Raw genomic sequence first — 18,246 nt, 5'->3', positions numbered from 1 at the left:
GACCTTTTACGGCGGCAGCACGCCGCCCTTCCTTTTTTCCGCATTCATCCCACAATCTGATGCCGCATCAGGCATTCGGTACAGCCTGTCAGGCTGTAGTCACAACTCACGACAAACAACTTCTGGCGAGACGCAAAAACAACGTCGTCACAAAATGCTGTTTCAAATAAAAAACAACGTTATATAATAAAAACGCTGTTTTATTTCATCCAGAACGGCATAACAAAAAATACAGACAGAGACTCGCCTGCGCCACCACTGTGAGCGCAGTGTTAAAAAAGGATGTTGTTCTATGTTCCGCACTTTCATACAGACGGTGAGCGCGGCATGGCTGCTGTGCGCCTGCCAGCCGCAGCATGTCACGCCCGGACCGCAACAGATCAGCGCTGCCGAAGCCGCACGCCCCGCCGATATGGCGCTGTCCCAGATTTATCAGCGCTCCTGCATCAGCTGCCATGTGTCCCCGGCCAGCACCGCACCACTGGTAGGCTTTGAAGCCGACTGGGCGCCACGGCTGGCGCAGGGTCAGGAGGTATTGCTGCAACATGCGCGCGATGGCTACAAGGCCATGCCGCCGAAGGGCTTTTGCAGCGGCTGCAGCGATCAGGATTTACGTCGCCTGATCGAATTCATGTCCACCCCGATTCACACAGCACATCCGGCAAAGGAAGCAGCATGACCCAGCACACTCCCAGCGCTCTGCGCAGAAATCTGATCCGTGCCGGTGTTGCCGCCGGTGCGCTCGGCGGTATCGGTATTCTGGCGGAATGTTCCCGGATGCCGGTTGAACCATTCACACCGCCAACGCCTGCACTGCCACCGCAAACTTCCGCTCAGGCGCTGACCTGGCAAAACTGGTCCGGCATCCAGACCTGCCAGCCGCAGGCCATACAAAGCCCGGCCGATGAGGCAGCGGTACTGCAGTTGCTGACAAACAGCCAGTCGCCGGTACGCTGCGTGGGCGCGGGGCATTCCTTCACGACGCTGGTGCCGACACCGGGGCAGATCGTGTCGCTCGACAGCCTGTCGGGCATTGCCGGTCAGGACGGCGCGCTGGTGCGGATACAGGCTGGCACACGGCTGGCGCAACTGGCACGCGAGCTGGATGCGCGCGGACTGGCGATGCACAATCAGCCGGATATTGACGCGCAATCGCTGGCCGGCGCCATCAGCACCGCAACGCATGGCACCGGCATGACTTTACCGGCGCTGCACGCAAAAGTGAAAGCGCTGCGTCTGGCGACACCCTCCGGACAAATCGTCGAATACAGCGAACAACGCCTTCCCGAATTGCTGCAGGCAGCCAAAGTATCGCTCGGCAGTCTCGGCATCCTGACCGAAATGACGCTGGAGGCGGTACCGGCCTATCGTCTGCGCCGCAAAGTCTGGCTGCTGCCGGTGCAGGACATGCTGGATCAGGCACCGCAACTGGCAAGGCAGCATCGTCATTTTGAATTTTATTATCTGCCGTTCACCGGCTATGCCGCAGCGATCACGCATGATATTGCGACCAGTGCTGAACAATTGCGCCCCGATTCCGGCGACGAAGCCATGTTGCACAGCCTGAAACAGCTGCGCGACCGGCTGGGCCGCTTCCCCGAGTTGCGGCGCTGGATTGCGAAAAAACTTATCAATCCGGCGCAACAGGAAACCGCACAGGATCAGTCCTGGAAGCTGTTGTCCACGTCGCGTCCGACCCGATTTAACGAATCCGAATGCCATGTGCCGCAAGAGGCTGGCATTGCCTGCGTGCGCGAGGTGATCCAGCGGCTGGAACAGCGCAACGACGTGTACTTCCCGCTGGAATTCCGTTTTGTGCAGGAAGATGATGCCTGGCTCAGTCCGTTCTATCAGCGCGCATCCTGTTCGGTGGCAGTGCATGCTGCGGCTGGAGAGGCGTGGCGCTATCTGGTCGACGATATTGCGCCGGTATTCCGCCGTTACGAGGGCCGCCCGCACTGGGGCAAGCTGCATGCGCATCAGGCCGGCGATTTTGCGGCACTGTATCCGCGCTGGAAAGATTTCCTGGCGCTGCGGCAGGAATACGATCCGGCGGGCCGCATGCTCAATCCGCATCTGCGCCAGATTTTCGGGGTGCAATCATGATTTCCCGTCAGCGACGCAAACTGCTGGCCGCAACCGGTATCGGACTGGCGGGATTGTGGGCATTGCGGCCCTCAGCCAAAGGTGCGCCGCATGATGCTTACTTCACGCGCAGTGCGCAGGCATTGAAGCAGGCAGGCATCAGCACCCCGGTCCTGCTGATAGATCGTCAGCGGCTGCTGCACAATGCGCAGCAGATCATGCGTAATATCGGTCAGCGCATGCAGTTCCGGCTGGTAGTCAAATCACTGCCCTGTGAAGCGCTGATCCGTGAAATCAGTGCCGTCACGCAAAGCCCGCGCATGATGCTGTTCAGTCTGCCGCAATTGCGCATGATGGCGCAGGGCGGCAATGATATTTTGCTGGGCAAGCCGATGCCGGTGGCCGCTGCCGCGCAGTTCTATCAGGAACATGCCCGCAATCCGCGCGACTTCGTTCCGCAGCAGCAATTGCAATGGCTGATCGACACGCCGCAACGGCTGGTGCAATACCGCGATCTGGCGCGCCAGCTGAACACGGTGATGCGCATCAGTTTTGAAATCGATGTCGGCCTGCATCGCGGCGGTATCGGTAGCATGACCACACTGCATGAAATGCTGACCTTGCTGCAAAGCGAAGCGCGCCTGCAATTCAGCGGCATGATGGGTTATGACGCCCATGTCGCCAAGATTCCCGATCTGCCGGGGTTGCAGCAGCAGGCGCATGCACACGCGCACCAGACCTATACCGCGATGGCGCAGGAGGCGATTGACGTGCTGAACCGCAGCAGTACGCACGCAATTCATCATCCGCTGGTGTTCAATGCCGGCGGCTCGCCGACTTACCGCCTGTATGACGGCAGCGGGATTGAGAATGAAGTCTCGGTCGGCTCTGCGATGGTGAAGCCTTCGGACTTTGATCTTCCCTCTCTGTCCGATCTGCAGACAGCGGCACTGATCGCCACACCGGTGCTGAAAGTCAGTGAACAGTTCCGCATGCCTTACGGCGTGGAATGGCTCGGCGACGCTGCCCGCACCTGGGACCCAAACCAGCAGCAGGGAATTTTCATTTACGGCGGCAACTGGCTGGCAGACCCGGTATCACCTGCCGGGCTCAGCGCAAGCGGACTGTACGGCACCTCATCCAATCAGCAGTTGCTGCTGCAATCAGGCCGCCAGCAACTGCAGGTCGATGACACGGTGTTTTTCCGGCCGCGCCAGAGCGAGGCGGTGTTGCAGCAATTCGGCGATATCGCCCTGCTCGACGAAGGCAGGATCAGCGCCATGTGGCCGGTATTTCCGGCCACCGCCTGAGGCGTTTTCAAGGTAGTTGTTCAACGCTGATGCTCAAAGAAGAAGTTCAAAGCAGAAATTCAACGCAGATATTGAACTCAGTTCGGCGGTGAGTAAAAAGGACAAGAGCCAACTCGCCGTTTTTTATCATCCATCCAAACCAGAAAAAGAGGAAGACACATGCAGCTGAAAAAACGAAAAATCGCTGTCTGCATCACGCAGGCATTGTTGCTGGAAGCCGGGGTGCTGACGCTGGCGCATGCCGATGAGGAGGCAACGCAATCCGTGACCGTCACCGCCCAGAGCCGCGCGCAGGAAGCGCAGGCAGTGCCGATTCCGTTCCAGATTCTGAAGGCGGAGCAGCTGGAAAAAACCGGCATCACCAATCTGGGCAGCATGAATGGCTTTATTCCCGGCCTGCAGGCCGATGGCAACCGCGCCACCCAGCCTTCCCTCTATCTGCGCGGGGTCGGCACCGAAGACTTCGGCATCGGCACCGATGCGCCGGTCGGCGTGTATGTCGATGGCGTCTATAGCGGTAAAACCGGCGGCGCGTTGATGAATTTCAACGATGTGCAGCGCATTGAAATCCTGAAAGGTCCGCAAGGCACACTGTTCGGACGCAACAGCGCGGGCGGCGCCATCTCCATCGTATCGAACGAACCCTCCGATGAACTGGAAGCGGAAGCCACACTGCGGGCCGGCAATTACGGCAGCCGCTATCTGTCCGGGCTGCTGAATATTCCGCTCAGCAACGACCTGTCTTTGCGCTTCAATGCCGTCGACCAGCAAAGCGACGGCTGGCTGCGTGACAGCGGCAACGGCCAGCGCTACAAAGATCAGAACAACTGGGGAACCCGCACCAGTCTGCTGTGGAAAGGGCCGGAAAAAACCCGCGTCCTGCTGACCTGGGAACATGAAAACCTGAACCAGATGGCACGTCCGCCGATCTCGCTGGTGCCGTTCAGTCCGGCAGGCACCGCGCCAGCGTTCCCGGCCAGCATCAGCAGTTTCGTCGATCCGCGCCGTGAACTGGTGTACAACGATACCAACGGCGGCAACACCGAAAGCCGCCGTTTCGACGGTGTGACCATCCGCATTGAAAAACCGCTGGGCTGGGCCGATTTCACATCGACCACAGCTTACCGCCACTTCAATTCGTTTAACCAGGAAGATGAAGACGGCACCAATAATCCGGTCACTTTTCTGAATACCGCCAACATCGAGCGCAACAGCACCTGGCAACAGGAATTCAAACTGGCGGGAAAAAACGGGATAGCCGACTGGCTGGCCGGCGCCAGTTTTTATAAGGAAAATGCTTTCCAGATCAGCCAGGTCAACACCAACACCGACAGCTACAACACGATTGCCAATAATATGCTCGGCATCCCCTTGTTCAGCATGCTCAACGGTGGTGCCGCCCAGTACGGTCTGCCGCTGAATTTCCTCGGTCAGAGCTGGCAGGAAAACATGATTAACCACGGCGATTATCAGTCGGCTGCCGTCTATGGCGACGTGATCTGGCATCTGCAACCGAAACTGAATCTGACGACCGGGCTGCGCCTGACGCGCGACAGCAAGGAATTCAGCTGGAATTATCCGGCACGTCTGGCAGCGGGACTGGATCAGCAGATCGCGCTGGCAAACCAGTATGGATTTTTCACCGGTCAGGATGCGGCACTGGCTGCGCTGACGCAGAATTTCTTCATCAATGGTTCGGCCACCAGCAGCGCTGCCGCCGTGAAAAAAAGCTGGACGGATGTCAGTCCGCGTCTGGTGCTGGATTATCACTACACACCGGATATCATGAGCTATGCCTCGGTCACCAAAGGCTATCAGTCCGGCGGTTTCAATTCGGTCACGATGGGCGCGCAATTCCAGCCTGAAGATGTCTGGAACTATGAGATCGGCATCAAGAGCTATCTACGCAACATCAAGCTGATGCTGAATGCCTCGCTGTTCCATTACAAGTTCACCAATCTGCAATCGCTGACCTTGATTCAGGCGCCCGGCACGCCGATTCCGGCGTATCAGGTCACCAACAGCGATCAGGATGCGACCGGGCTCGATGTGGAAGCCAGCTGGACGCCTGTGCGCGGGATGAAACTGTTTGGTAATGCCGAATACATCGATCAGAAATACACCCATTATGTGGTGCAGAACGGACCGGACCTGTCCGGCCAGCCGGTTGGCACACCAACATGGAGCATCACGGGCGGCGTCGATTACACCTGGTATGACGTGCTCAATGGCAATCTGAACCTGATGCTGCAACATGCCTATACCGGCGCGACCCGCTGCAATGACAATTCCGCCGCGCAGATGAGCTGTGTCAAGGCACCCGGCTTCAACATCGGCGGGCCGCAGCACCGGACCGATCTGCATTTCGGCTGGCAGCGGCAGGACCGGCGCTGGGGCGTATCGCTGTTTGTGAATAATCTGTTCAACCAGCGTTACGTGTTCAATGCCAACCCGATCACTGCCGTACTTGGGACACCCTTTGCCTCGGTCAGTGCGCCGCGCATGATGGGCATGCAGCTCAATGTGCGGATGTAGTGTAGTTCTGGCTGACCTGCGGGAGAATCTCTGTTCTTGCTCCCGCAGGGCTTCAGTATAATAAGCCCGTATCGCATGCTCTTCATGCCGTACGGGCATTTAACTTTTGATAGGAATTCAGTTGTGACCAGGGCTGCTGCCAATTTACAGGAACGCAAACGACGCGAATCCGAAGCCAGGAAAAAACACATTATTTCAGTGGTTAAAGGGCTGGTCAGAAAAGGCGGCGCCAGAGAACTCACGATCCGCAATGTGGCAGAAGAAGCCGGTTTTTCAACCACGGTGGTGTATGCGCTGTTTCACGACAAGGCGACACTGATCACGCAGGCGATGGACGAGACGCTGTTTGAACTGGTCGACATCATGAAAAAAGCCGCAGCACACTGCGACGATCCTGCAGAAAAAATCCGCGCCACCGGCAAAGCCTATATTCAATACGGACTCAGCAATCCGGATGAGTACGCGCTGGTGTTCATGGAGCGTCGTCCGCATGCTCCGGTGGAAGCCGCCGTGGTCGAGCATGGCAATATCGAGCAGGACCCGTATGCGTTTGCCCACTATCTGTTTGTGCAGCTGAGGGATGCCGGACAGGTCGCCGGTGATGACGATACCCTGCACCTGATGACGCAGATTTTCTGGCAGGGTATCCATGGACTGACTTCGATCAGCCTGGTCATGGATGAAGGCGATGTATGGACGCCGAAACTCGACCCGCAACATCATGTGGATGCACTGCTCGATGTGCTGCTGCTGGGCATACAGCAGCGTTTTCCGGCACGGCGCTGATCGGTATTTTCCCTGCTCCGTCACGGCGCAGGATCAGCTCTGGCGACTGACCCAATCCGCCACCGCATCCAAATGACGGAAATCCGCCACCGAACGGCAGGCAATATGCGGATATCTGGCCTGCAGCATTTTGCTCAGCGCATTGCCCGGCCCAAGCTCCAGGGCGATCGTGATGCCTGCCTCGTTCAGGCTTTCCATGCACCAGTCCCAGCGTATCGTCTGCGTGGTCTGCGCCAGCAATGCCTGCATACTTTGTTGCGGCGTATGGCAGACGCTGCCATAGACACCCGCCAGCACCGGCAGCGCTGGAGCGGATAACGGCACTGCATCCAGCGCGGCGCGGATCACCGCCACTGCTGCTGTCATCAGCGTGGTGTGGGACGCAATATGCACCGGCAGCTCCGTCAGGTGACAGCGCGGCATGGCTTGCAAGATCTTCGCGGCATCCGCCACCCGGCTGGCGACTCCGGCAATGATGGCCGCATCCGGCCCGCTAATGATCGCCACCTGCAGCTGATGGCGTGCGCAAAATTCCTGTACTTGTACCGTCAGCATGCCACTGACCGCCAGCATGCGGTGCGGCACTCCCGGCAGCACACAATCCTGCATCGCCTGCGCCCTTTGCCGCGCCAGCTGCACCGCGGCATCCGGCGTCAGCGTGCCACCGATCGCATGGGCACTCCATTCGCCGATACTGTAACCCGCCAGCAACGCTGGCGACGGCAACAGCGTCCGCAACGCCAGCCAGTTCGCCAGCGTTGCAGTGACGATCAGCGGCTGCGCCAGACGGTTGTCAAACAATGCCTGCGCATCCAGCGCAGCGGGCTGCACGGCACCGTCAGCCTCGAGTTGTTGCAGCCAGTGACGGGCCGCGGTATCGGACTGCGCCAGCGCCAGCATCTGTGCGGACTGCCCGCCCTGTCCGGGACATAGCAAAGCCAGTCTAGCCATACCGCACCGGCGGAAAATCAAGGCCAGTCAGCTGATGCACCAGCCAGCTGGCGGCCAGCAGATCCGCAGCGCCGCCGGGAGACAGACGACGCTGCACAAACGCCGCATGACAGGCTTTTGCCTTTTCAAACCAGTCCGGCTGACGGGTTCCGCCAGCGCTTATCCAGGCCTGCGCCTGCTGTCGCGCAAAGTCCGCCCCGGCCGGCCCGCCACGGTAATACAGATTGGTGTCGCTGACATGCGCAATCAGGCAGAACAAGGCTTCCGTCCTGGCTGCCTCACCGCAGCCGCTGTCTTGCAACACCTGCGTCAGGCGCGGCAAGGCCAGCTCGAATACGGCAGGAAATCCCAGTGCCGCTTCTACTCTGGCGCCGCTGGCGGCAAAGCGTTGCGCAACCTGCAGACCATGGCTGTCTGGCGCGATTTCCGGCGCCGTGACGCAATGCTGCCTCAGCGCTCCACCCCAATACTGCTGCAAGGCAGCGCGAATCGCCGTTGCCGATAAACGCTGACCGGCAGCCACGCAGGCGGCACCGGCAGCACACAACATACCGAGCGCAAAAATTGCGCCGCGATGTGTATTGATGCCTCCGGTCGCCCGCAACATACGCTGTTCGGCCTGTATCCCCAGACGCTGTAATTCGGAAAACGGTGCACAGCGCAGACCTGCGGCAGCAATCATCCTGAAATAATGGCGCAGGGCAAACAGGCTGCGCATGAACGTTGCAGCAGTCATATCGGTATGGCTGCCGTTATCGCGCAGGGACACCAGCCCGGGTTTGGGATACAGCGCCAGCTCGGCATACAGGCTGCGCACGGCACACAGCGCGATGATGCGGGTCATCTGTTTCTGCTGCCGGCTGGAAAAGACTGTGGCCCCCCGCGGCAATAAAAACCCGTCAGGCAGACAGCCCGTCGCTTCAGGCGGGGCAAAGAAACCGGCTGCTAAAGGAAGCGGATGGTTCATGGCAGCGGCAGGCTGTCCAGCAATTCCTGCCGGCTGACCAGTCTGACCGTCTGGCTGTCTTTGACCAGAACACGCTGGTTGGCATGGGCATCGGCCAGTGTGTCGGCAGTCGCCCATTCTTTCCAGGCCACGGCCTGTTCCCTCGGAAAAACGATTTCCCCATCCAGCGGCAGCCATGCGCGATAACGTTGCAGCAATGCCAGTCCCAGCCGCAACTGCTGCCGGTCAGACGGACGGAACAGCAGGTCGATATCCGATTGCGGCGTCATATACGGCACGCCGGTCAGGAACTGCATCGCCAGCGAGCCATAGACACGGAAACGGATACCCTGCTGCTGCGCATCGCGCTGCATCGCCTGCAGATACTCCTGCGCACTGTCGCCTGCCACCGCCATCACGGTGGACAAGGATAAGCCGGGCTGATGCGCGCTGATCTGCTGTAACGGCACCCGCGCCGCCACCCGGATTTTCCGGCCCTGCTGCGGCGGCAGCGCCAGACCGATGCACACTTCATGCTCTGCCGCATCGCCATCGCGCCGCCTGACCACAGCCGGCCACTCGGCCTGCTGCCACTGGCGCAGTTGCGCTGCCAGTGCCGGTTGCTGCTGAATCAGCATATCCCACGCCGGATGCGCCAGCCAGACCAGATCATGCCGGTGAAATTGTTCCGTCTGTTCCAATTCGGACTCACTTTAATGTCGCAAAGGTAGAGATAATAGGCGATCTGCCACCTTCTTTGCCATCGTGCGTCCGCCACGCTGCGCGCCAAGCTCCATCCGTCTGTCCTGCGTGTCTGCTGTATCCAGCGCCTCTTGCAGCGCTGCGGCCAGATCGCCGTACCAGATCGCCTGTATGCCACCCATGCGTTCATAGTTTGCCGGCCCCGGTGCAAACACCGGATTATCCTGCGCCAGTGCGGTCAGCTTTTCTTCCGGCACCTTGGTAATGCGCGCCATCGCCGGTAATGCCATGACGCGAATCACCGCTTCCGGCAAGGCATAGCAGGCATTGGCCATCATGCCGCTGGTGATGAAACCGCCCGACAAGGCCTGATCGTACACCAGCGCGATGATCTGATGACCGGACTGCCGTGCCAGCTCCAGGCATTTCGCCAGATGCGCCATATAGCTGTTAATGCCAAGCATTTCGTCGCGGTGACGCAGACGCTGGCCGACGGTATCGACCAGCAATACAACCGGTCGCCCCGGATGCTGGCGCACGGTGTCCAGCACCGCGGTTGCCTGCGCCAGTGCGATTTCCACCCCGATCGGAACATGATCGCAGGTGCCCGTGACCGCCACCGTTTTGCCATTCACCTGCGCCGTACCGGTCAGGACGTAAGCCTGTTCGCTGACTTGCGCACCTTGCGGAAACAAAAGCGCTGTCAGTGCCTGCCAGCCGGCAGTATGCGGCTGCACCTCCTGTTGCCCGGCAGCCTGCGCAGTGAACGCGGTATCTTTGTGAAGCGCTGCCACCGGCGGCAGGGCATCGGCCATGGCGATAAATTCAGCGGTTTCCATCATGGCGACCCGGCTGGCATCAGGCACGCCCAGTGCGCTCCATAACTGTGCCGGATCACGGTGATCGGCAGCGAATGCCAGTCGCTGCTCCAGCATGGCATGCTCCGCTTCCAGCGCCTGCAGGCTCAGTTCCGGCCGGTTTATCCGACGGACTGCTGCCGCGGCGGCATCCCGGAATGCGTTCAGATCATCAGGCACCAGCATCTGGCAGTCGCCCATCAGGTAACGGTGCTTGCCGCCGGTCGTGCGCCAGACCAGCGCCCTGTCGCGCGCATCGAATTCTTCCACGCCATGCGCCGTTTCGATCACTTCCGGGCCGGACATCGCGAGCCGCGCTTCTTCCGACATGATGATGTAATTCGCACAGCGCGCCACGATGCCCATGCCGCCGAAACAGCCGTTGCTGCCGCCGTTGAGCACGATGACCGGAATACCGGCCGCACGCACGGCGAACAGCGCCCGCATCACTTCCGACACGGCGATGAGTCCGGCATTCGCTTCGTGCAGACGCACGCCGCCGGACTCTGCCAGCAGAATCAGCGCGACTGGTTTGTCGATCACCGCCCGGCGCATCAGCCCGACCAGTTTAGCGCCATGCACCTCGCCGACCGCGCCGCCCATGAAGCCGCCCTCCTGTGCCGCGGCAAACACCCATTGCCCCTCCAGATAGCCGCTGCCGACCACGACACCGTCATCAAACGACACCGGCGCGTTCAGCAAGGGCAGATGCGGACTGGTCCATTCCGGACCGGGCGGCAGCATTTCTTCAAAATTATCCACCAGCGCCAACATGCGCTGCCGCGCCGTGGCTTCCAGATAGCTGCTCATGTTTCCGGCTCCAGACAGGTTTCGATCGCCTGATCCAGCCGCAAACGCACGACTGCCGGTGTCGCGCCCATATCGTTGATCGCGATGCGGACATCCCTCAGTTGCCAGCGCTCCTGAAAATCGTCCATGACAGCCTGCCAGATTGCACCGAAACCTTCGGCTGCGGTACTGACATGAATCTCACAACCCGTACCCGGTTCGGCGCAGTGCACCAGCACTTCCAGATTGCCGGAGCTGACCACGCCCACCAGCCGGGGCGGCGTCCCTAATCGCCGCTGCCCCTGCGTGTAATGAAATACCAGTGTTTCCATGATTCTCCTTACCAGTTCCTGAAACGTCTGGGCGGCAGATACAGGTCACCCGAAGCACGCACCAGATCCTTCATCGTTTTTGCTGCCAGCAGATCGCGGGTTGCATCGCGCGGATCAATGCCCAGATCGGCAGGGCGGCGGATCACGCCGCGGTCGCGCAGATTGTCCACCATGCGCCGGTCGCGCGCCAGTCCGACCGGCGTGTAACCGGCCACGCCGCGGATCGCCTGTTCCCGTTCCTCTTCGCTGCGGCATAACAGTAAATTCGCAATCCCTTCTTCGGTCAGGATATGGGTGACATCCTCGCCGTAAATCATTACCGGCGGCAACGCCATGTCTGCCTGTTCAGCCAGCTGCCAGGCATCGAGCGTTTCCACAAATGCAGGCTGCATATGTTCGCGGAAAGTTTCCACCATCTGCACCACCAGCTTCTGGCCGCGCGGCATGGTGTTTTTGCCGGCACGGGCTTCACGCCCGGCTTTCAGCCATGCCGGGCTGGCATGACGCCGCCCGCGCGCATCGGCACCCATGTTCGGGGCACCGCCAAAACCGGCGATCCGCCCCAGCGTCGCGGTCGAGGAATTCCCCTGCAGATCAATCTGCAACGTCGAGCCGATAAACATATCGCAGGCATAATGCCCCGCTGCCTGACTCAGGGCGCGGTTGCTGCGCATGGAACCGTCGGCACCGACAAAAAACACATCCGGGCGGGCGCGGATGTAATTTTCCATCCCGAGTTCGGAACCGAAAGAATGCACCGAGGTCACAAAGCCTGCTTCAATCGCCGGAATCAGTGCCGGATGCGGATTCAGCGCCCAGTGGCTGGCGATTTTGCCCTTCAGACCGAGCGAGGCGGCATAAGTCGGCAACAGTAGTTCAATCGCAGCCGTATCAAAACCAATACCGTGATTCAGCCGCTGCACGCCGTATTCCGCATAGATGCCTTTAATCGCCATCATCGCCATCAGCACCTGGATTTCGGAAATCAGCGCCGGATCGCGCGTGAACAGCGGTTCGATGTAATGCGGTGCCGGCGCCGCCACCACGTAGTCCACCCAGTCAGCCGGAATATCAATCCGCGGCAGCACATCGATCACCTCATTCACCTGCGCAATCACAATGCCGGACTTGAAGGCAGTCGCCTCCACGATCGTCGGCGTATCTTCGGTATTCGGGCCGGTGTACAGATTGCCATGACGGTCGGCTGCCTGCGCTGCCACCAGCGCCACTCTCGGTGTCAGGTCGACAAAATAGCGCGCATACAATTCGAGATAGGTGTGGATCGCGCCGATATTGAGCCTGCCTGCCGATGCCAGCCTGGCAAGGCGGGTCGCCTGCGGGCCGGAAAAGGAAAAATCCAGCTTCGATGCTATGCCTTTTTCAAACACATCCAGATGTTCCGGCAAGGCAAGCACCGACTGCAGCATGTGCAGGTCGTGCACCTGCGCCGGATCAAGCTGTGTCAGCGCCTGCGCCAGAAAATCGGCCTGCTTCTGATTATTGCCTTCGATGCAGACCCGGTCACCGGATTCCAGCACGGCGTGCAGCAAATCACGGATGCGGGATGCAGGCAGAACGCGCCCCTGCAAATCCGCACCCAGCCGCTGCGCAGCGCGCTGCAGACGCTGCTGACGGTTATGCTGCAGGGTATTCCACGAACCGGGCGACGCCATCACTGCCCTCCCATGATCATGTCAGGAAACGCGGTGGCGATCTGCGGAAACAGGCTCAGCAGAATCACCGCCAGCAGCATCAGCAACAGAAACGGCAAAACGCCCCAGACGATCTCCTTCAGCGGAATATCCGGTGCGATATTTTTAATGACAAAAATATTCAGCCCGACCGGTGGATGGATTAAACCCATTTCCATCACGATGGTCATGACGATTCCAAACCAGACCAGGTCAAACCCCGCAGCCCGCAAAGGCGGCAAAATGATCGGGCACATCATCAGAATGATGGATACCGGCGGCAGGAAAAAGCCGAATACCACCACCATCAGCAAAATCACGCACAGCAGCATCCATTTATCGAGATGCAGATCGACCACCCATTGCGCAGCAGACTGGCTGATGTGCAGATAGCTCATGACATAGGAATACAGCAGCGACATGCCGATAATCAGCAGCAGCATGGTCGATTCCTTGATGGTGGAGGTGACGAACGGCGCGATGTCGGATGGCCGCCAGACGCGGTACACCAGCGCAATCAGCGCCATCGCCAGCAAGGCACCCAGCCCGGCGGTCTCTGACGGTGTGGCATAACCGCCGTACAGGGCAACCATGACACCGATGAGCAAAATCACAAATGGCAGGACCCGCGGCAGCATTTCCATTTTCTGCGCCAGCGTGAAATGCTCTTGTTCCAGATAGGCAGAATGTGCTCCGGTCTGCTGGTAGGCGCGGTAAGCCAGCGCATATTCAGCCCGGGCGCGGTACACGGCGTATCCCGAAAACAGCAGCACCATCAATAGCCCGGGGCCGATCCCCGCCAGAAACAGGCGCCCCAGCGACTGTTCGGCAGCGACTGCATACAGGATCATGGTGATGGAAGGGGGCAATAAAATGCCGAGCGTTCCTCCGGCTGCAATAATGCCGGCAGCGAATCCCGGCGAATAGCCCCGGCGACGCATTTCAGGAATGCCCGCCGATCCGATGGCGGAACAGGTCGCCGGCGAAGAGCCGGCCATCGCAGCAAACATCGCGCAGGCAAACACGTTGGCGATGCCGAGTCCGCCCGGCACCTTATGCAGCCAGGCATGAATGGCCGAATACAAATCCCGCCCGGCAGCAGATTTTCCAATGGCGGCGCCCTTCAGGATGAACAGCGGGATCGACAGCAAGGTGATGGATGCCATCTCTTCATACACATTTTGCGTAATGGTATCGAGCGACGCCGCCGGCATCAGAAAATACATGAAGCCGGTCGCCACCGTGCCAAGCGCAAAGGCAATCGGCATCCCCGAAAACATGACCAGCAATGTCACCACGCCATACAGCACACCCAGGGTTAACGGATTCATGCTTTCTCCCCCCGCGCTGCCTGTCCCGCCGCTGCCGGTTGACCGGTGAAAGTTGTTGACGTCGCAGGCATCGCCAGCACCGTCAGCGCATCGAGCACCTGGATCAGCAATTGCAAGGTCAGCAGCGTCATGCCCGCCGCCATCATGGCGTAGGGAATCCAGAGCGGCGGTGCAAACGTGGAGGACGTGGTCTGACCATCGACCCATGCTTCGTAAAACAAAGTCCAGGATTTCCAGGCAAAGAAACCGCAGAACGCCGTACTGAGCAGATCCACCAGCAGCAGGCGCCAGCGGTTCAAGGCCGGCGGCAACAGCGATGACAGCACTTCGATGCCGATATGGCCGCGGTACGACTGCACATAAGCGGCTGAAAAAAATGTCACGCCAATCAGCATGAACACCGATGCCTCATCCTGCCAGTCGGTCGGCACCCGGAACAGATAACGGGAGATCACCGAATAAGTCAGGATCAGCGTGGTGAGCAGCATAGCGATCATCGACAGGCGGATAATCCAGCGGTTCAGCCAGTGCAGGCCGCGCGCCAGCATCCTGAGCGCCGGATGCGCCGGCAGCGGCACCGTTTTACCCGGCGCCATTTCAAAGCCGTGGCTCATAACAGTTTCTCCGCCAGTTTCAGCAGTTTGGCGCAGTTCTCGTTTTTATCCGCATAATCCTTCCAGGCTGTCGTGCGGGCAATCGCCTGCCAGCGTTTGACGGTGGCGGCATTCATATCGGCGACTTTGGCACCCTTTTTTTCATACACGCTGGCGACGGTCAGGTCATCCTGCTTCGCTGCTTTAATGGCAAACGCTTCCAGCTCTGCACCGACGGTCATGATGATGTTCTGCTGCTCTTTGGTCAGCCGGTCAAACACGGCTTTCGACATCATCAGGGGTTCAAACATATACCAGTAACTCTGGCCACGGCCGCTGGTGAGAAATTTAGACACTTCTTCCAGCCGGAAGGAAATCAGCGAAGTGGACGACGTCAGCGCAGCTTCCATCGCACCGGTTTGCATCGCGGCATAGATTTCATTCGACGGCAGCGACACCACGGCAGCACCGGCGGCTTTGAGCATCAGATCCACTTCGCGTGAACCGCCGCGGATTTTCATGCCTTTGACGTCGTCCGGCTCCACCACCGCTCTGGTGCGCGAAGCCACGCCGCCTGCCTGCCAGATCCAGCTGATCAGCACAATGCCTTTGTCCAGCAGCAGCCTGTTCAGCTCCTTGCCGACCTCGGCATTTTTCCAGGCCGCGCCGGTTTCATAGGAGGGCACGAGTCCCGGCATCAAACCGATGTTCACTTCCGGCACCTCGCCGCCAGCATACGATAAAGGTACCAGCGACAGGTCCAGCGCCCCCTTGCGCATCGCAGAAAACTGCGCATTGGTTTTCATCAGCGAAGAACCGGGATAAATCTCGAATTTCAAACCGCCATTGCTGCGTTTTTGCACCTCCGCAGCAAACATGCGGCACAGGCGATCACGGAAATCGCCTTCTTCCAGCGTACCGCCGGGAAACTGATGTGAAATTTTAAGCGTCATGCCCTGTGCCTGCGCCAGCAGAGGATGAGCGAAGGACAAAGCGGGGGCCAGACTGAGCGCCCGCAAAGCATGTCTGCGGCTGAATTGCGTCATGTTATCTCCTAAGGATTGTCGTCAGTGTGCGGCTCTTGGTCCGCTGGTTTCCGGCCCGCTTCAGTGCAATGCGGTGTTTTGCAGTTTGTTCTGAGTATGCCAGATATTTTTTCTTGTATACAAGATCGTATATTTTGCATTCAAAGTCAACTTGAATATATACTCACAATATTCACGCTATTAAATTTTCTGTCCAGAGCACCGATTGCAATGAAAAACCGTTCCGCCAGCCTGCGCGAAGAAATTGAAGAACTGATCGCCACCGGACAATTACCGCCCGGACACCACCTGGATGAAACCGAGCTGGCTGCCCGCTTTCATGTCTCCCGCACGCCGGTGCGGGAAGCGCTGATCCAGCTGGCGTCGATGGGGATTATCGAGATGCGGCCGCGGCGTGGCGCACAGGTCGCCACCATCAGCCCGCAGCAACTGGTGGAAATGTTTGAAGTTATGGCGGAATTCGAGGCGATGTGCGGCAGAATGGCTGCCCGCCGCATGTCTGCCGGTGAGCAGCAGGCGTTACAGGCGGCGCATGAGGCCTGCAAAACCGCCCGGGATGCGGAAGACACCGATGCCTATTTTTATAAAAATGAAGTGTTTCACGGCCTGATCTACACGGGCAGTCATAACCAGTTCCTGGCACAGCAGGCGACCAATCTGCACCGTCGTCTGCGGCCTTACCGGCGTTTGCAGTTGCGTGTGCGGGACCGCCTGAAAAATTCCTACCACGAGCATGACGACGTCGTGCAGGCAATTCTGCAGGGTGACGGTGAAAAGACGGCGCAACTGCTGCGCGGTCATATCACCATCCAGGGAGAGCGTTTTGCCGACCTGATGGCCTCGCTATCTGCCAGCACCGGCAACGCAGCCGCTTAATTCTTCTCGATCTGACGTTCCGAATCGAAGAAATACGTCATCCGCTTGCGCGGACTCAGATAGTCATGCACCTCGGGACTCAGTTGTCCCGGCTTCATGCTCTGGGTAATTTCAAGCAAGGGATCATGCATCAGATCAAGGATGATGGCCTCATTTTTCGGCACGCTGGGATCGTAAATCAGCACGCTGGGGCGCAGGGGTTTCTGGGAATTCACGGCAATCACCATGCCGAGCGTACCATCAGATAATTTAACAATGGTGCCAGGCGGATAAATCCCCATGCTGCGGATAAACAGATTCAGCGCCGGCACGTCGAACTGCTTGCGCAGTTGGCTGAACATATGCGCCATCGCCTCATGCGGACTCATTGACTCCTGGTAATTGGGCCGGTTGCACAGATTATCGTAGGCATTGGTGATCGCAACCACCCGCGCCAGCGGCGAGATTACATCGCCTTTCAATCCCTGCGGATAACCGCTGCCGTCAATATATTCGTGATGCTGAGCGATAATATCCCTGACCTGCTTCGGCAATGCGAGCTTATCTGCGATCTTTAATCCGTAATAACAATGCTGCTGCATCAGATGCATCTCAGCCTTGGTCAGCTGGAACGTCTTATTCACCACCCGGTCGGGAATCTCCATCTTGCCGATATCGTGAAACAGGCAACCCATGCCCAGCAGTTTCAGATCCTCGCGTGAAAACGACAGCTCCTTCGCCAGCATCATCGTCAGCACGGCAGTATTGAGCGAGTGGTAATACGTATCCTCACCCGCGATTTTGTCGTTCATGAGATGAATCGCAATGTCTTTGTCGATCAGCAGCGAATCGACCATCTGTTCGATCAGCTGCTCGGCCTGCTGCACCGATTCCTGCGGGCGGGAAAACAGATTGCGGTTGATATTTTTCAACGCAGTGGCCGTCTTCAGCAGCTGTTTTTCGCATTCAGCAATAGCATTGCGCTCCCGGATCAGGCGGTCGATGCGAGCCTTCTTTTCACGGATTTTTTCCTGTTCTTCTTCGGTCAGCTCCAGCTTTTCCGGCTCGGCTTTCGGTTCAGCAGAAGGTGCCGGGGGCGGCAGCGGGCGGCAATCCGACTTCACCGGATTGACCCGGATGGTCGGAACGCCCAGTTGTTTCAGCGCGCGCAATTCCTGTTCGGTCTTTATCTTGAAGCTGCTGAGCGCAAAGGAGTGATCCAGCCAGGGAATATCCAGATGCACATACAGGCCAATACAGAGTTGCTCAATTGGGACGTTGACAGTTCTAGGCGCGGCGCACATTGACGGTTCAGAAAGTATGGATGCGATATTTTAGCAGCCTCTTTGATGAAAAAAACATGATCTGCCGCAATTGCAGCCGTTCAGGACGCTGTTTCTTGATTACCATTACAATCAGCAGATTTTCCGGTCCGTC

General features: G+C 58.8%; 16 protein-coding genes and 1 pseudogene. 6 read left to right on the top strand and 11 right to left on the bottom strand.

Going from position 1 to position 18,246, the window contains the following annotated elements; translation table 11 throughout:
* The first annotated feature begins 292 nt into the window (after nt 1–292).
* The 5 genes from H8K27_RS02085 to H8K27_RS02065 all read left to right on the top strand — a co-directional run bounded on the left by H8K27_RS02085 (nt 293) and on the right by H8K27_RS02065 (nt 6,716).
* Entirely contained in the window at nt 293–679 is a 387-nt protein-coding gene (locus H8K27_RS02085) for a c-type cytochrome (RefSeq protein WP_186861567.1), read from the top strand.
* The gene (locus tag H8K27_RS02080) at nt 676–2,106 is read left to right on the top strand and encodes a D-arabinono-1,4-lactone oxidase (RefSeq protein ID WP_222610566.1); all 1,431 of its coding nucleotides are present in this window, start codon (nt 676–678) and stop codon (nt 2,104–2,106) included. The genes H8K27_RS02085 and H8K27_RS02080 overlap by 4 nt, the downstream gene beginning before the upstream one ends.
* A complete protein-coding gene (locus tag H8K27_RS02075; protein WP_186861566.1) occupies nt 2,103–3,395 on the top strand; it encodes an alanine racemase in 1,293 nt (430 codons plus the stop codon). The genes H8K27_RS02080 and H8K27_RS02075 overlap by 4 nt, the downstream gene beginning before the upstream one ends.
* Nucleotides 3,396–3,554: 159 nt before the next feature.
* Complete coding sequence (locus H8K27_RS02070) at nt 3,555–5,930, top strand: TonB-dependent receptor (RefSeq protein ID WP_186861565.1); 2,376 nt, start codon at nt 3,555–3,557, stop codon at nt 5,928–5,930.
* A gap of 123 nt (nt 5,931–6,053) precedes the next feature.
* Nucleotides 6,054–6,716, top strand: a complete 663-nt coding sequence (locus H8K27_RS02065; protein ID WP_329604327.1) for a TetR/AcrR family transcriptional regulator — start codon at nt 6,054–6,056, stop codon at nt 6,714–6,716.
* 33 nt (nt 6,717–6,749) lie between these two features.
* Here H8K27_RS02065 and H8K27_RS02060 read toward each other — a convergent pair whose 3' ends face one another.
* The 10 genes and pseudogenes from H8K27_RS02060 to H8K27_RS02015 form a co-directional block, all read right to left on the bottom strand.
* Nucleotides 6,750–7,667 carry an ACP S-malonyltransferase gene (locus H8K27_RS02060; RefSeq protein ID WP_186861563.1) on the bottom strand — a complete coding sequence of 306 codons (918 nt, stop codon included), beginning with the start codon at nt 7,665–7,667 and terminating at the stop codon, nt 6,750–6,752.
* Nucleotides 7,660–8,511 (bottom strand): triphosphoribosyl-dephospho-CoA synthase MdcB, encoded by an 852-nt coding sequence (gene mdcB, locus H8K27_RS02055; RefSeq protein ID WP_186861562.1) that lies wholly within the window; start codon nt 8,509–8,511, stop codon nt 7,660–7,662. Before mdcB ends, H8K27_RS02060 begins: the two co-directional genes overlap by 8 nt.
* 119 nt (nt 8,512–8,630) lie before the next feature.
* Entirely contained in the window at nt 8,631–9,314 is a 684-nt protein-coding gene (gene mdcG / locus H8K27_RS02050; RefSeq protein WP_186861561.1) for a malonate decarboxylase holo-[acyl-carrier-protein] synthase, read from the bottom strand.
* Between the two features lie 12 nt (nt 9,315–9,326).
* Nucleotides 9,327–10,052 (bottom strand): biotin-independent malonate decarboxylase subunit gamma, encoded by a 726-nt coding sequence (mdcE, locus tag H8K27_RS02045; protein WP_329604337.1) that lies wholly within the window; start codon nt 10,050–10,052, stop codon nt 9,327–9,329.
* A gap of 66 nt (nt 10,053–10,118) precedes the next feature.
* Nucleotides 10,119–10,982, bottom strand: a pseudogene (locus H8K27_RS02040) (biotin-independent malonate decarboxylase subunit beta); the annotation flags it as partial.
* Complete coding sequence (gene mdcC / locus H8K27_RS02035; protein WP_186861560.1) at nt 10,979–11,293, bottom strand: malonate decarboxylase acyl carrier protein; 315 nt, start codon at nt 11,291–11,293, stop codon at nt 10,979–10,981. The gene mdcC and the pseudogene H8K27_RS02040, both read right to left, overlap by 4 nt.
* Before the next feature lie 8 nt (nt 11,294–11,301).
* Nucleotides 11,302–12,966, bottom strand: a complete 1,665-nt coding sequence (gene mdcA / locus H8K27_RS02030; protein ID WP_186861559.1) for a malonate decarboxylase subunit alpha — start codon at nt 12,964–12,966, stop codon at nt 11,302–11,304.
* Complete coding sequence (locus H8K27_RS02025; protein ID WP_186861558.1) at nt 12,966–14,315, bottom strand: TRAP transporter large permease; 1,350 nt, start codon at nt 14,313–14,315, stop codon at nt 12,966–12,968. The genes mdcA and H8K27_RS02025 overlap by 1 nt, the downstream gene beginning before the upstream one ends.
* Nucleotides 14,312–14,929, bottom strand: a complete 618-nt coding sequence (locus H8K27_RS02020; RefSeq protein WP_186861557.1) for a TRAP transporter small permease — start codon at nt 14,927–14,929, stop codon at nt 14,312–14,314. Before H8K27_RS02020 ends, H8K27_RS02025 begins: the two co-directional genes overlap by 4 nt.
* Nucleotides 14,926–15,954, bottom strand: coding sequence for a TRAP transporter substrate-binding protein (locus H8K27_RS02015; protein ID WP_186861556.1), 1,029 nt, complete (start codon nt 15,952–15,954; stop codon nt 14,926–14,928). The genes H8K27_RS02020 and H8K27_RS02015 overlap by 4 nt, the downstream gene beginning before the upstream one ends.
* Before the next feature lie 210 nt (nt 15,955–16,164).
* Between H8K27_RS02015 and H8K27_RS02010 the strand changes: the two genes are divergently transcribed.
* Nucleotides 16,165–16,830, top strand: coding sequence for a GntR family transcriptional regulator (locus H8K27_RS02010; protein WP_186861555.1), 666 nt, complete (start codon nt 16,165–16,167; stop codon nt 16,828–16,830).
* Here H8K27_RS02010 and H8K27_RS02005 read toward each other — a convergent pair.
* Nucleotides 16,827–18,113 (bottom strand): HD-GYP domain-containing protein, encoded by a 1,287-nt coding sequence (locus H8K27_RS02005; RefSeq protein WP_186861554.1) that lies wholly within the window; start codon nt 18,111–18,113, stop codon nt 16,827–16,829. The two genes, H8K27_RS02010 and H8K27_RS02005, sit on opposite strands and share 4 nt — an antisense overlap.
* Nucleotides 18,114–18,246 lie beyond the last annotated feature (133 nt).

The sequence above is a fragment of the Cognatundibacterium griseum genome (assembly GCF_014284195.1).
GTDB classification, from domain to species: Bacteria; Pseudomonadota; Gammaproteobacteria; order Burkholderiales; family Burkholderiaceae_D; genus Undibacterium; species Undibacterium griseum.
The sequence above is the reverse complement of the archived record's forward strand: the minus strand, read 5'-3'. Positions and strand labels throughout refer to the sequence as shown.